Origin of the sequence: Arthrobacter sp. CAN_C5, assembly GCF_017875735.1 — a bacterium.
Taxonomy (GTDB): domain Bacteria; phylum Actinomycetota; class Actinomycetes; order Actinomycetales; family Micrococcaceae; genus Arthrobacter_D.
Genome location: NZ_JAGGMZ010000001.1, coordinates 500,959 through 513,666, shown reverse-complemented (window position 1 = coordinate 513,666; position 12,708 = coordinate 500,959). Strand labels below are relative to the sequence as shown.

The window sequence follows — 12,708 nt, the reverse complement described above, 5'->3', positions numbered from 1 at the left end:
GATAGTGTCAAGGCGACAACATCCACTATCCAGGAGTTCATGTGGCCTACCGCCAGCCTTATCTGCACAACCTCACCGGCGTTTTCAGTGCACCGGTCCAGGCCTGGGCTGACGAACATGGGCAGATTCGCGGCCATGGTGCCCAGGGCATCCACTGCGGCGACGACCGCGTCCTCAAGCAGGCAATCCTGACCGTCAACGGCGAAGAGCCCGAATGGGTGTCCACCCAGGTGCGATCAGCCAGCCGGGTGGACTACCTCTACTTCGTCCGGGTCCAGTCCCCCGTCGCAGACCCGTTGCTGTACCTCACCCGGTCCCGGATCGCCGATGCCCAGGGCATCAGCGAGGAGATCAGAATCGAGTCGGCGCACAGCTTCCTGGCCCACCTCGAAGTGCAGTGCCGCCTCGTCGCCGACAGCACCCCGATGGAGAAGGTGAAGTCCGGCGCCGCCACCCAGGCCGACGTCACAGTCGTTGGCCCGCAGTGGAACTGGCGTGGCGCAGACACCACGGTCGCGCTGGAGTCGGGCGGCGCGCGCACCGAGTACAACGGCAACCGGATCAACCTCACCTGGGTGACCGAGGTGGAGCCGGGCGGCTCCGTCGTCCTGCCCTGGCGGGTCTCCCTGACCGACTCCGCGGCCCCCATGGTGGCTCCGAGCACTGCTCCTCTGGCGTCTCCGCGGCTCAGCGAACCACGGCAGAACAGCCTGCTCAGCCAGTCGGTTTCCGACCTCAACGGGCTGCGGATGGCTACCGCTGACCGACCGAAGGACACCTTTCTGGCAGCCGGCGCTCCCTGGTTCTTCACCATGTTTGGGCGCGATTCCCTGATCGCCGCACGGATGCTGCTGCCGCTCGACACCGCCCTGGCAGGTAGCACCCTGCGCGCCTTGGCCTCCCGCCAGGGGGACAGCACGGATCCGGCGACAGCCGAGCAGCCGGGCAAAATCCTGCACGAGGTGCGGCGCGGCACGCTGCAGTTCGAGGAGAACGGCACCGGGATCTCCCTGCCGCCGGTCTACTTCGGCACCATCGACGCCACTCCTCTCTGGATCTCGCTGCTTCACGACGCCTGGCGGGCGGGACTGCCCACCGCTGAGGTGGAGGCCCTTCTGGACCATCTGGAGGCCGCGCTGGTCTGGTTGCGCGACCATGGCGATTCCGACGGCGACGGGTTCCTCGAGTACCTCGACACCAGCGGCCACGGACTCGCCAACCAAGGCTGGAAGGATTCCGGGGACTCCATCCGCTGGCACGACGGCGCACTAGCCGACGGGCCGATCGCGCTGGCGGAGGTGCAGGCCTACGCCTACGAGGCAGCGATGGGCGGTGCCGCGCTGCTCGAGGCCTTCGGTCGACCCGGCTCCGGCGACTGGCGTGACTACGCCACCAAGCTGGAGCTGCGGTTCCGAGAAGCATTCTGGTGCAGCGACGAGCTGGGGCCCTACCCGGCCATCGCCCTGGACGCGGCCAAGCGCCCGGTCGACGGCGTGACCAGCAACATGGGACACCTGCTCGGCACTGGCATCCTGAACATCGAAGAGCAGGCAGCCGTGGTCCGCCGCCTGATGGATCCCACCATGTTCTCGGGCTACGGCATCCGCACCGTCTCCACCACCAACGGCGGCTTCTGGCCCACCCGCTACCACGCGGGATCGGTGTGGAGCCACGATACCGGGATGATCATCAGCGGCCTGGTCAAGGATGGTTTCGCCGAGGACGCACGCACCCTGGCGACCGGGCTGCTCCGTGCGGCCGAAGGCTTCGACTGGCGGCTTCCGGAACTGTTCTCAGGACACTCCGCGGACGATGTCTGGCCGCCGGTCCCGTACCCGTCGTCCTGCCGCCCGCAGGCCTGGGCAGCGGCGTCGGCGGTGCCAATCGTGACGGCGCTCGGCGGCTTCGCCTAACCGTCTGTCAGTCGGTGAGGGCTGCCTCCGAGTGGACCGCTTCCCAGCGCTGCCGCGGCAACGCCTCGCGGTGGTGCGTCTGCAGGAACACCACCATTGACTCGCGGATCAGGCACTTCAGGTCCCACAGGGCGTCGTTATCGGCAGCGCTGACCAGGACCCTGGCTCGCACCATCCCGTCAGTGGCCTGCGTGATCTGCAGGGTGCTGGTGCGCCCATCCCACAGGGTGGTCTCGTCGAGCACGGCGACGAGGTGTGCCCGCATCGATTCGATGGGGACCCGCCAGTCGAGGTCCAGGTCAACCGTGCCCAGCAGCTCGGAGCGGCTCCGCGTCCAGTTCTCGAACGGGGTGGTGGTGAAGTAGGTGGACGGCAGGATGATCCGTCGGTCATCCCAGACCTTGACCACCACGTAGGTCATGGTGATTTCCTCGACGGTGCCCAACTGGTCCTCCACGAAGACCGTGTCGTCGATGCGCAGGGCGTCGGTGAAGGCCAGCTGCACCCCGGCGAACACGTTGGCGAGTGAGCTCTGCACGGCGAGGCCAGCGACGATCGAGATCAGTCCGGCTGAGGCCAGGATGCCCGCGCCGAGCGCCCGCACCTCCGGGATGGTGAGCAGCACACTGGCCAGCGCGAGCGTGATCACCGCTGCCACGCCCAGCCGGCGGGCCAGCATGATCTGAGTCTTGAGGCGGCGCATGCGCCCGTGGTCGGCTGTGTCCTTCCCATACTTCCGCAGCGCGACGGCCTCCACCACGAGCAGGAGCGAGACGATCAGCCATGCCACCGCCCCGATCAGGGCCAGCACCAGCGCGTAATCGACGGGCGGGAACCACGCCGTGTTGCCGGCGGTCACCCCGAGGGCTACGCGCACCCCAACAATCGCGAGCACCAGCCGCACCGGGTTCAGCGCCCGTCGGGACGCCCCCTGGATGGCTGGGACTTTGCGCAGGGTCCGTGCGGCGATCCGGCGCAGCAGCGACGCCAGAATGACTGCCGCGAGCAGTGCTCCCACGACGGCGGCGACCGGCGCCAGGGTGTTTAGTAGTTCGTCCATGACCTCACGGTCTCAGATGTGTGCGGGTGCCTGTCCAGCCGGGCCGCGGAACTGTGGGGAGGCTCTCACCGCGAGCGCGTCACAAACGAGGCCACTGCCCACTCGAGTAACACACCGGAGGAACCGGGCAGCTGAACAGTCGACGGAATCAGTACAGGAAGATGTCGAACCATTCCCGGTTGTGGGCGTGAATCAGCACCAGGAAAAGCACGAAGTCGAAGAGCAGGTGCACCGCCACCACATAGCTCAGGGACTGGGTTTTCTTGAAGATCCATCCCTGTACCAGGGCGAAGGGGTAGATCAGCAGCGGGCCCCACGCATGGAAACCCAGCTCCCAGAGGAACGAGGTGAACAATACCGCCTGCAGCATGTTGGCCTGCCAGTCGGCGAGGTGCCGGCGCAGCAGGGTGAAGGCGGTGCAGATAAAGAACAGCTCATCCCAGATCCCCAGGACGTTGGTACCGAGGAACAACCGCGCCACCGTGCTGCCGTCTGATGCTGCCGGCCAGTTCTCGTACACGCCGGTGGGAATCATATAGACGGGCAGCAGGAGATAGCCCATGACGACGACGGCGGCCAGGTACCAGCGTTCGGTGCGGGTCCACTTCTGGCCGGTGAGCACCGGGAACCTGATGGCGTGGTCCTTGAACACGAACCGGGAAATCGAATATGGGAGACCCACGGCGAAGAACATGGCCGTGCCCATGATCAGCATGTGGCTGAAGCTGATGTCAGTGGTGATCGGCACCAGGGACATGATCACCAGGCCCAGCGCCAGCAGGCCCAGATCCTTGAACAGCTGCCGTCCAATGAAGAACGCTGACACCAACGCCGCGGCGAGGAGCAGGTAGCCCAACCACCGCTGATCCAGTCCGAACATGGCAAATCCCGAGGCCGCGACCAGCACCGCCGGAATAAGGTTCGCAGCGGTCTTTTGTGTCTGACGTAACGCGGCCGGCTGGGTAGTCATACCCATGAGGTTACCTAAGTCGGGCATCAGGACGGGAGTTTGGAGCGGTTTGGCGCTATACAGGAAGCAGTACTGCACACCTGTCCAACTTCTCACCGGGAGCAACTCATGGAATACGACTTCGACGTCCTGATTGTAGGGGCCGGCCCGGCGGGGATGGCCGCGGCCGTGCGCGCGGCGGAGCTGGGCGCACGGGTGGCGGTGGTGGAGCGCGCGCGGCTCGGCGGCACCTGTGTGAACTCCGGCTGCGTGCCCACCAGGGTCCTGGCGAAAACGGCCCGGCTCTACCGGGAGGTGCGCACCGCCTACGACTACGGGATTGTCGTCGTCGAACCGGCCGTCGACTGGCAGCAGATCGTCCGGCGGGTCCGGTCGACGGTGGACCGGGTGCTCGCGGCGAAGGATTACGACGCCGTCGCCCGCCGGTTGGGCATCGAACTGCTGACCGGCGACGCCTCCTTCACGGGCCCGCACGCTCTGGACGTCGATGGCCGGACGGTGACCTCCGGTTCGGTGATCCTCGGTGTGGGCGGCAACGCACGCAGGCTCCCCATCCCGGGCGCGGAGCACGCGGTACTCCCGCCCGAGGTGCTCGACCTACCGACGTTGCCGCGCACCCTCGGCATCATCGGCGGCGGTCACACGGGTGCGCAGCTTGCCACCATCTTCCATGCGCTCGGGACCCAGGTGCTGCTGTTGGACCTGGCGCCGCGGATCCTCACCACCGAAGACGCGGACGTGTCCGCCGCCGTCACCGACGGCTTCCGGGACCGGGGGGTACGGGTGGAGACGGGGATCGCCGGGATCGAGAAAATCATCAGGGACGACGACGGCGCGCTGCACCTGCACTGGCGCAATGCCGCTGGCGACCATATCGAAGTGCTCGACGCGGTGGTGATGGCGGCGGGCTGGCCCGCGAACACCGAAGCGCTGGGGCTGGCCGCTGCCGGTGTCGAGGCGCACCGGAATGCGATCCCAGTGGATGAGTATCTGCGCACCAACGTCGAGCACATCTTCGTGGCGGGCGACGCGAACGGCTCCAGCATGCTGGTACAGGCGGCCGTGTTCGAGGGTGAGACGGCTGCGGAGAACGCCGTGCTCGGGACGCAGCGGACCACCCCACACCATCTGCTGCCCGCCGGTGGTTTCACCGATCCTGACTACGCGGGGGTGGGCCTCACGGAGGAGGCGGCCCGGGTGCGGGACCGGGAGGCGGCTGTCGTCGTCGTACCCTACGGGGACGTGGAACGACCGATCATCGACGACCGCGAACAGGGGTTCCTGAAACTGGTGGTGGATAGGCATCGGGAGCTAATTCTGGGTGCGCATGCGGTGGGCGAGAATGCCGTCGAAGTGATCCAGGCGGTTGCAGCAGCGATGGCGGCGGGGACCGATGTGGCGACGCTGGCCCGGGTCAAGTTCGCCTACCCCACGTACACGGCCATCATCGGCGACGCGGCGCGCGCAGCGCTGCGGCGCGAGGCCGCCGGGTAGTAGCGCGTGGGTAGGGGCTGGGTGTTGCGGTGTCGCTCCTTTTCTGACCTGCTAGCCGACGGACCAGCTACCCGACGGGCTGCTCGTCGCGCAGGGCAGCGTTGCGCGCGTCCCGACGGCGCCAGTAGGCGGCCAGTATCGCCCCTGAGACGTTGTGCCAGATGGAGAAGATGGCACCAGGCAGCGCGGCCTCGGGGGTCAGGTACTGGCGGGCGAGGCCAGCGGCGAGCCCGGAGTTCTGCATGCCGACCTCGATCGCCGTCGTCCGCCGGGAGGCGACCGGAAGTTTGAAGAGGCGGGCGGCGCTGTAGCCCAGCGCGTACCCCAGGCCGTTGTGCGCGACGACGGCCACCAAAACCAGCAGTCCGGCGGAGAAGATGATGCCAGCACTGCCGGAGACTACCACGATGACGACGAGGGTGATCGCCCCGGCCGACAGCCAGGGCAGCGCGGGAAGGCACTTGGCGACCAGCCCGGGCAGGAAGCGGCGCACCACCAGGCCCAGCAGGACGGGAAGCAGAACAATCTGCACAATCGAAAAAGCCATGGAGCCGGCGTCAACCGGCAGGTACTGGCCGGCGAGCCAGAGCGCCAGCACCGGGGTGAACAGGGGTGCGATGAGGGTCGACACCGAGGTCATCGCCACGGACAGGGCAACATCGCCCTTCGCCAGGTAGGCGACCACGTTGGAGGCAGTACCGCCGGGGCAGCATCCCACCAGGATCACTCCGGCCGCCAACGCCGGTGGCAACCCCAGCGCGGCTGCGATCAGCCAGCCGAGCAGAGGTATGATCATGAACTGGGCCACCACCCCGATGGCGACAGGGATGGGGCGTTTGGCGATCAGCGCAAAAGTCCGGCGGGGTGAGGGTCAGCCCCATCCCGAACATGATCAGCCCGAGCAGCGGGTTGATCATGGGGCCCATCCCCGCGAAGGTGTCAGGGGTCAGGACAGCCACCGCGCCGCCCGCAAGAATCAGGAGCGGAAACAACGTGACGGCAATCCGGGCGCTGCGCTCCTCGCCGGCGGGCGGGGCATCAGTGCTGGATGGGGGCTTTGGCCCGTCTGGGGAGGAAGACAGATCTACTGGACTATCACGGCGGCAGACGGTGCCCGCAATTGCCAGGTCAATGTTAACGACTGTGCTGCTAGGGTTGGATCATTCCGAAACTGCACAGGGGACTTACCATTCTTTGATGCGGGGTATGAATTTGCTGCCCCGCTGGCGTTCCCGCTGCAGAGACCTAAGGAGCACAATGGCAACTATGGATAGAAAGTTCTCTGTAACCGAGGAATCGTCGAGCAAGCATCCCCACGACTGGGGCCGCGCCATGGCTGTGGCCATCAGCCGGCTGGTGGAAATGGCCCACGAGGCGGGTGACGTGGTTGAGGATGAGAACCTCTACGGTGAAGACCTTCACCTGTTTGTTCGTGAAACAGAAGAGGGCGCGGATATCACTATGTCCTGGACGCCGCGTGACACAAAAGACCCATCACCCAAGAGGTCTGATTGGGAAATCTAGGAGGAACTGCATGACTGGAGAGAATCCCGATCCACAAGGTGACAAGGTCACCGGGCTTGAGCCGGGCGGCGGCGTCCCACCGGGTGAGACCCCTCCTGGCGAGTCCTCAACGGTAGGACCGCAGGGTCATGACGAGGGAACCTCGAAGTCCAATAACCCGCTCCCGTGGTTGATCGGCATCGGCGTGGTCTTCGTGGCCTGCATCGCCCTGTTTGTGGTCGGCCGGCTGATCGAATTTTTCTAGAGCCCGGAGTTATGAAGCACTCACTTCCAGAGCCCGGAGTGACAAAGCATCACCACGCAAACGCGCCCACAGTCAGCTGGCGATAGCGGACCATACAGGGCCGGTATCTCCCATTGACCGTGGGCGCGTTTCTGGCTTAACCAACGCCCGCGACGGGCGCAGGCCCTAGATCCCGTAGTACTCGCGCAGGGAAGCCATCTGCTCGTCGGTGAGTTCCGACGCCGCATCCAGGTCCGGGGCATCGGTGATCTTGTCCTTGGTGTACGCCACGTGGATGTCGCCGCCGTCGAGCAGCGCCCCCTGATAGGGGAAGAAATGCTCCCGGGTGTTGAACAGTCCCAGCGACACGGTCAGCCATACGGGTTCGCCGGTGCGGGCGTCGAGGTGGACCTGCGACACCTCTCCCAGCTTTTCGCCGTCGGCGTCCCAGGCGGTGGCTTCCTGCAGTTCCTGAATGTCCGGCTGTGCCATGGTGCATCTCCATCGTCGATAAAACTAAGTGGACTGATCCTATTTCATCCGAGGATGCCCCTGCGAGCAACTGGAGACGCGTCCACACCAGGTGCACCCACAGAAACGGCCCCCAGGGCAAGGCCCGCCGAGTGCAACCGGCGATTCTTGCCCTGGGGGCCGTTTGTGCGAGGGAAGCCTAGCCCTCCGCCTGCTGGGCCGCCTCATCCAGCATGGGGAGGAAGGTGTCCAGGGCCCACGGCAGGCTCAACGGGTTGGCTGCCGAGATGGACAGGGTGAGGGTGTTGTCGGGATCAGCAACGAGTGCGCCGGATTCCACTGCCGGGATTTGGCTCAGCAAAGGGTCCTCGCCGATGGCCTCGATCGTGGACTCGTCGGGCACCCAGGTCACGAAGATGTCCGATTCCAGCTCGTTGGCCCGTTCTGCGGACCAAGGGATGAAGAATTCTTCCGAACCCTCAGTGTTTTCGGTCACGACGTCGGCCTGGACCATACCGATCGACTCCAGGAACCGGGGCCGGTTGTCATTGGCGGTATAGATACTGACGCCTTCTGCGCTGGCGGGCTCGAGGTTCCCATAGATGAAGGTCTTGCCCACGATCGCAGGGTAGTCGGCCGCAGCGTTGGCAACGGTCTCTTCGGTTTCGGCTACCAATTCTTCAGCTTCACCGGCCAGGCCGAGCGCTTCACCGATGATGAGCGTCGATTCCTGCCACGGGGTGCCGTAGGCGACCTCGGGGAACGCGACGACCGGCGCGATGGCGCTCAGGGTGTCGTAGTCCTCCTGTGTCAGCCCCGAGTAGGCGGCCAGGATGACGTCGGGGTTCGTCGCTGCAACCTCATCGAACGCGTACCCATCAGCTTCCGAGTACTGCACGGGAGCGTTCTCCGTGCCGATCGCGGCACCAAGCTCTTCCAGCTTGGCGTCCTTCCACGGCGTAGAGGCGTTCTCGTTGCCGCCGTATTCGTCGCTCTGCATGCCAACGGGCACGACGCCGAGCGCCAGGGCGACATCCGCATTGACCCAGTCAACGGTGGCCACCCGCTCGGGCAGTTCCTCGATCACTGTCTCGCCGTACACGTGTTCGATCGTGACGGGGAACTGATCTGCGGCGCCGGCCGCTTCGGGGGCTTCGGAACCCGAACCGCCATCGGCGGGACCGGTGCTGCAGGCGGATAGGGCCAGGATTGCTGCGGCGGCCGTAGCTGCCGCGGCGAAACCGCGCATGCGGGTGGGGGCCATGGAGGGCTCCTCGACTTTCGGGAAACTGTGACTCACGCCCGTTCGGACGGACGAAGTAAGGCTACCCTACCCTCACATCGATTACGAAATGTTTATGTTGCGTAATTGGCTTAGGCATCAGGCGCGCGGCGGGTTTCACGGTCGTTGGCCCGCTGGATGGCCTCCACCAACTCGGTCTTCGTCATCCGTGAACGGCCCGCGACGTCGAGCGCGCGGGCTATTTCGTACAGGTGCTTCCTGGAGGCATTCGCGTCCACGCCGCCGGCCGTCTCACCGGGGTTCCGCCCGCCGCGCTCGGCGGCTGCATCCGATGGGCCGCTTTCCTCTTTCGGTTCCCAATGGTCGCCCACCTTCTCGTGGGTGTGTTTCAGCGAGCTGAACGCGGTCCGGCTCGCCCGCTCACCCACACCGTACTCCTCCTCCGCCGACTCCAGGGTCTTGCCGAAGGTGTCCTGAGCCTTCTTCCCGGAGCGCTGCAGCGTGCTCGGCAGGTCGCTCTTCTTCATTGCTCGGTTCCTTCTCGCCTCGACGTCGAGGACGGCCACGCATTCCTGGGCCGCGGAAAGTCCTCGAGTACCGCGTCCCGTGCGCCTACCCTAGCGAAGTGCGGGTTCGGGCGCAGGGGCGGTAAGGCCGGACAGGTACTCAACGAGCGCGCCGGGCGCCGAGCGGGGCGCCTGGGCTTCGACCACTGCGTTGTAGTTGGTGTTGGTGTTCACGTCGTAGGTGAGGACCCGGCCGTCGGCGGTCTCGATGAATTCGATCCCGCAGACCTCGATGTTGTTCCGGCGTGCGAACTCAAGGTACTTCCCGATGATCGGGTGATCGAAGCCCTCGCGGAGGCTGAACAGCTGCTGGCCTTCCGCGGGTTCGATCGTGGCCCCGGGCGGCATGATGGGTTTGCCGGTGACCGGGTCAATCGCGCAGGCGTCGGCTGGGCACAGCTGGAAGCCGCCGCGCGCCGTGTCTGCCTGGATGGCGTAGATGAACTCGCCGCCGACGATTTCCACCCGGGTGATGATGGGCTCGGCTGCCTGGATGAACTCCTGGATCAGGGTGATGCCGTCCTGGGGTTCCTCGAACTCGGACGAACCGACGTACTCGGCAAGCTCCTCATGGCTCTCGAACTTGCGGACGCCCAGGCCCTTGCCACCCTGGTTGTGCTTGGTGATGAAGGGGGTGGGAAAACCGGCCGCGGCGTCGAGGATCCGATCCTTGCCGATGGCTGCGACGGTGCGCGGCGTGTCGATGCCCGCAGCCTTGAGCGCCGTCAACTGGTCGATCTTGCTCATCTCGAGCTCAAGGATGCGGCGCCCGTTGACGGTCCGGCGTCCGTGCGCCTCCAGCCAGGACAGGACAGCGCGGGCGTAGTCCTTGGAGAGGTGGTGGTCGCGGGTGTGCGAGGAGGCGCTGATCCGGGACCAGAAGATGCCCTCGGGTGGCGCCTGGTCGAGATCGAGCACGCCGTCGGTCAACAGCCACTCTTCCACTTCGACGCCCTCGGCTTCGAAAGCCTTGGCGAAGGGTGGGAACCACTCAGGGTTCTCGTGCAGGGCAAAAATCTTGGTCACGACGTACCTCCAGCTTGGGTTCGTTAGGCACAACCTCCCGGCCGGCGGGCGTATTCCGCCAGCAGGTCGGCCCAGCGAGGACTTTGTGCCCTAGCAGCCGCCAGGTTATCCCGGTCTCATAGGTACTACGCCAAAGATTCGGCATGAGAGGCAAGGTGCCAGACCAATGAAGACTCACACACCGTCACCAGAAACGGGTGCCTCTGGCGGAACACAAGGTGCGGCTGGCATCTGGGAGGAAACACCCCGCGAGCGTGCCATGGCAGCACACCCCTCGGCCTCCCAACGAAAACTGAAAATCCTCGTAACCACTGATGACAACTTCATCAGTGTGCACATTCGGGTGCACGGATGCGTCTCCCCGGTCAACATTCACGGCCTGGACCTGGTGGTGCGACGGGCGAGTGCACTTTCGCCGCAGGCACGCGTCATTCTGGATCTGAGCGAAGCACATACGTGGGAATCGCTCCGGTCGGAGTTGAACGAATTGTCGATTTTTGCGCGCCTCAAGCCAACCCTGACGGCTCCCGAAAGGCTTCGTTTGAGTGTGGTCGCCCCTGCGGACTAGCGGGACCCACTGGGCTGGTTACTCGGGCAGAAAGATGCCGTTACCCGGTCCGAGCGGCAGGTCAAGGAAGAAAAACACGCTCAGGATGGCCACCCAGGCGAGCCAGAAGGGCACCACGAAGGGCAGCATCCTCGCCATCAGGGTGCCGAGGCCGGCGTCGGGCTCGTACTTCCTGAGCATCGTCAGGAGCACGATCATGTAGGGGTTCAGCGGGGTGATCACCTGGGTGGCCGAGTCACCGACCCGGAACGCAGCCTGGATGAAGGCTGGCTCGTAGCCGAGCAGCACAAACAGGGGCACGAAGACGGCGGCCATCAGCGTCCACATCGCCGATCCGGAAATGATGAACAGGTTCAGCAGCGAGGCCAACAGGATGAACGCGAGGATCGCCGGATACCCGGTCAACCCGATCGCTTCAAGCCCGCCCGCGCCAGCTACTGCGATCCACTGGCCGATGCCCGACCAGTTGAACAGGGCAATGAACTGGCCCAGAATGAACGCCAGGACCAGGAACCCGGCCATGTCCTTGATGGCCTCGCCCATCACCCGCGGGATATCCCGTCCGGTGGTAATGGTGCCAACAATTTTCCCGTACACCAGCCCCGGCACCACGAACATGCTGAAGACCACGAACACGATCGAGCTGAGCAACGGCGACGTGGGCAGGTACCCGCCCTCCTCGTTCCGCCAGGGCGAACCCGGCAGCACGAACGCCAACACCAGGACGACGGCGAGGGTGACCCCTCCGATCAATGCCCACCGCAGACCCTTGCTTTCCCGGGGAGTCAGGTCGGCGCTCAGCTCGGCGCTGGTGGGCGCAGCGGGGGCGTCCTCATCGACGGTCTCTTCGCGGGGGATGCCCTGCCGTTCCAGGCGCGGTTCAAGGATCTTGTCAATCACGAAACCGGCAATCGCCATCAGGACAATCGATGCCACCACATTGAAGAAATAGTTCGACACCGGGGTCACCGGGGACCCCGCATTGGGCAGGGTCTCGGTGACCGCCGTCGTGATCCCTGCGAAGAGAGCATCGAGGCTGGTGACCAGGATGTTGGTCGAATAGCCGGCTCCAGCGGCGGCGAAACCGCCGAGCAGCCCGGCTACCGGGTGGCGGCCAGCGGCCTTGAACACCAGTGCGGCCAGCGGCGGGATCACCACAAACGCTGCATCGGACATGATGGAACCGGTGACGCCCACAACACCGACGGCGTAAGGCAGCGCCCAGCGGGGCGCGCTGCCGAAGGCCTTGCGGATCATCGCACCCAGCAGACCGGACTTCTCGGCGACACCGACCGCCAGAAGGATCGGCAGCACGGTGGCCAGTGGCGGGAACCCCAGATAATTCGCTCCCAGGTTGGTAGTCAGCCAAGTGAGCCCCTCTGCGGTGAACAGTCCCTTGATCTCGGTGATCTCGTCGCTGCCGGGCAGCTGCACGGTGACGCTGGACCAGGCCATCGCCGTCGACACCACGGCGGTGATGCCGAACAGGATAAGGAAGAGCATGAACGGGTCGGGAAGTTTGTTGCCGACCCGTTCCACCCCGTTGAGGAACTTGTCGGTTAATCCGCTCGGTGCGCTTGCGGTGGTGGACATGGGTCGTGCTCCCTTGACGTAGGTCACGCGGGTTTCAGTGGCGGAGGGTTCGTGCCG

General features: G+C 65.4%; 12 protein-coding genes and 1 pseudogene. 5 read left to right on the top strand and 8 right to left on the bottom strand.

Annotated features, from left to right (window positions below; all coding sequences use genetic code 11):
* Nucleotides 1–41 precede the first annotated feature (41 nt).
* The gene (locus tag H4V95_RS02510; protein ID WP_209728599.1) at nucleotides 42–1,913 is read left to right on the top strand and encodes a glycogen debranching N-terminal domain-containing protein; all 1,872 of its coding nucleotides are present in this window, start codon (nucleotides 42–44) and stop codon (nucleotides 1,911–1,913) included.
* A gap of 7 nt (nucleotides 1,914–1,920) precedes the next feature.
* Here H4V95_RS02510 and H4V95_RS02505 read toward each other — a convergent pair whose 3' ends face one another.
* Together H4V95_RS02505 and H4V95_RS02500 are read right to left on the bottom strand one after the other, a co-directional pair.
* Nucleotides 1,921–2,973 carry a mechanosensitive ion channel family protein gene (locus H4V95_RS02505; RefSeq protein ID WP_209728597.1) on the bottom strand — a complete coding sequence of 351 codons (1,053 nt, stop codon included), beginning with the start codon at nucleotides 2,971–2,973 and terminating at the stop codon, nucleotides 1,921–1,923.
* A gap of 148 nt (nucleotides 2,974–3,121) precedes the next feature.
* The gene (locus tag H4V95_RS02500; RefSeq protein ID WP_196865506.1) at nucleotides 3,122–3,943 is read right to left on the bottom strand and encodes a CPBP family intramembrane glutamic endopeptidase; all 822 of its coding nucleotides are present in this window, start codon (nucleotides 3,941–3,943) and stop codon (nucleotides 3,122–3,124) included.
* Nucleotides 3,944–4,051: 108 nt separating this feature from the next.
* On the opposite strand from H4V95_RS02500, the gene H4V95_RS02495 reads away from it, so the two are divergent.
* The gene (locus H4V95_RS02495; protein WP_209728595.1) at nucleotides 4,052–5,437 is read left to right on the top strand and encodes an NAD(P)/FAD-dependent oxidoreductase; all 1,386 of its coding nucleotides are present in this window, start codon (nucleotides 4,052–4,054) and stop codon (nucleotides 5,435–5,437) included.
* 67 nt (nucleotides 5,438–5,504) lie between these two features.
* Here H4V95_RS02495 and H4V95_RS02490 read toward each other — a convergent pair.
* Nucleotides 5,505–6,519 (bottom strand): annotated as a pseudogene (locus H4V95_RS02490) (bile acid:sodium symporter family protein).
* 175 nt (nucleotides 6,520–6,694) lie between these two features.
* Here H4V95_RS02490 and H4V95_RS02485 point away from each other — a divergent pair.
* Both H4V95_RS02485 and H4V95_RS02480 read left to right on the top strand, forming a co-directional pair.
* Nucleotides 6,695–6,961 carry a hypothetical protein gene (locus H4V95_RS02485; RefSeq protein WP_196865508.1) on the top strand — a complete coding sequence of 89 codons (267 nt, stop codon included), beginning with the start codon at nucleotides 6,695–6,697 and terminating at the stop codon, nucleotides 6,959–6,961.
* Nucleotides 6,962–6,971: 10 nt separating this feature from the next.
* Nucleotides 6,972–7,205: a DUF6480 family protein gene (locus H4V95_RS02480; protein ID WP_196865509.1), complete on the top strand. Its 234-nt coding sequence runs from the start codon at nucleotides 6,972–6,974 to the stop codon at nucleotides 7,203–7,205.
* Between the two features lie 165 nt (nucleotides 7,206–7,370).
* On the opposite strand, the gene H4V95_RS02475 is transcribed toward H4V95_RS02480, so the two are convergent.
* From H4V95_RS02475 to H4V95_RS02460, 4 genes are all read right to left on the bottom strand, one after another.
* Nucleotides 7,371–7,676, bottom strand: coding sequence for a PRC-barrel domain-containing protein (locus H4V95_RS02475; protein ID WP_196865510.1), 306 nt, complete (start codon nucleotides 7,674–7,676; stop codon nucleotides 7,371–7,373).
* 178 nt (nucleotides 7,677–7,854) lie between these two features.
* The gene (locus tag H4V95_RS02470) at nucleotides 7,855–8,919 is read right to left on the bottom strand and encodes an iron-siderophore ABC transporter substrate-binding protein (protein WP_196865511.1); all 1,065 of its coding nucleotides are present in this window, start codon (nucleotides 8,917–8,919) and stop codon (nucleotides 7,855–7,857) included.
* A gap of 110 nt (nucleotides 8,920–9,029) precedes the next feature.
* On the bottom strand, nucleotides 9,030–9,425 hold the full coding sequence (locus tag H4V95_RS02465; protein ID WP_209728592.1) for a ChaB family protein: 396 nt from the start codon (nucleotides 9,423–9,425) through the stop codon (nucleotides 9,030–9,032).
* 90 nt (nucleotides 9,426–9,515) lie between these two features.
* Nucleotides 9,516–10,490 carry a RimK family alpha-L-glutamate ligase gene (locus H4V95_RS02460; protein WP_196865513.1) on the bottom strand — a complete coding sequence of 325 codons (975 nt, stop codon included), beginning with the start codon at nucleotides 10,488–10,490 and terminating at the stop codon, nucleotides 9,516–9,518.
* A gap of 166 nt (nucleotides 10,491–10,656) precedes the next feature.
* Here H4V95_RS02460 and H4V95_RS02455 point away from each other — a divergent pair, with 166 nt between their 5' ends.
* Complete coding sequence (locus H4V95_RS02455) at nucleotides 10,657–11,058, top strand: hypothetical protein (RefSeq protein WP_196865514.1); 402 nt, start codon at nucleotides 10,657–10,659, stop codon at nucleotides 11,056–11,058.
* An 18-nt stretch (nucleotides 11,059–11,076) separates the two neighbouring features.
* On the opposite strand, the gene H4V95_RS02450 is transcribed toward H4V95_RS02455, so the two are convergent.
* Nucleotides 11,077–12,651, bottom strand: coding sequence for an AbgT family transporter (locus H4V95_RS02450; protein ID WP_196865515.1), 1,575 nt, complete (start codon nucleotides 12,649–12,651; stop codon nucleotides 11,077–11,079).
* Nucleotides 12,652–12,708: the final 57 nt, after the last annotated feature.

What these genes read in the sequence shown, in the direction of transcription:
- H4V95_RS02495 (WP_209728595.1), top strand. Translation starts at nt 4,052, where the DNA reads ATGGAATACGACTTCGACGTCCTGATTGTAGGGGCCGGCCCGGCGGGG.
- H4V95_RS02450 (WP_196865515.1), bottom strand. Translation starts at nt 12,651, where the DNA reads ATGTCCACCACCGCAAGCGCACCGAGCGGATTAACCGACAAGTTCCTC.
- H4V95_RS02465 (WP_209728592.1), bottom strand. Translation starts at nt 9,425, where the DNA reads ATGAAGAAGAGCGACCTGCCGAGCACGCTGCAGCGCTCCGGGAAGAAG.
- H4V95_RS02500 (WP_196865506.1), bottom strand. Translation starts at nt 3,943, where the DNA reads ATGACTACCCAGCCGGCCGCGTTACGTCAGACACAAAAGACCGCTGCG.
- H4V95_RS02475 (WP_196865510.1), bottom strand. Translation starts at nt 7,676, where the DNA reads ATGGCACAGCCGGACATTCAGGAACTGCAGGAAGCCACCGCCTGGGAC.
- H4V95_RS02480 (WP_196865509.1), top strand. Translation starts at nt 6,972, where the DNA reads ATGACTGGAGAGAATCCCGATCCACAAGGTGACAAGGTCACCGGGCTT.
- H4V95_RS02505 (WP_209728597.1), bottom strand. Translation starts at nt 2,973, where the DNA reads ATGGACGAACTACTAAACACCCTGGCGCCGGTCGCCGCCGTCGTGGGA.
- H4V95_RS02455 (WP_196865514.1), top strand. Translation starts at nt 10,657, where the DNA reads ATGAAGACTCACACACCGTCACCAGAAACGGGTGCCTCTGGCGGAACA.
- H4V95_RS02470 (WP_196865511.1), bottom strand. Translation starts at nt 8,919, where the DNA reads ATGGCCCCCACCCGCATGCGCGGTTTCGCCGCGGCAGCTACGGCCGCC.
- H4V95_RS02485 (WP_196865508.1), top strand. Translation starts at nt 6,695, where the DNA reads ATGGCAACTATGGATAGAAAGTTCTCTGTAACCGAGGAATCGTCGAGC.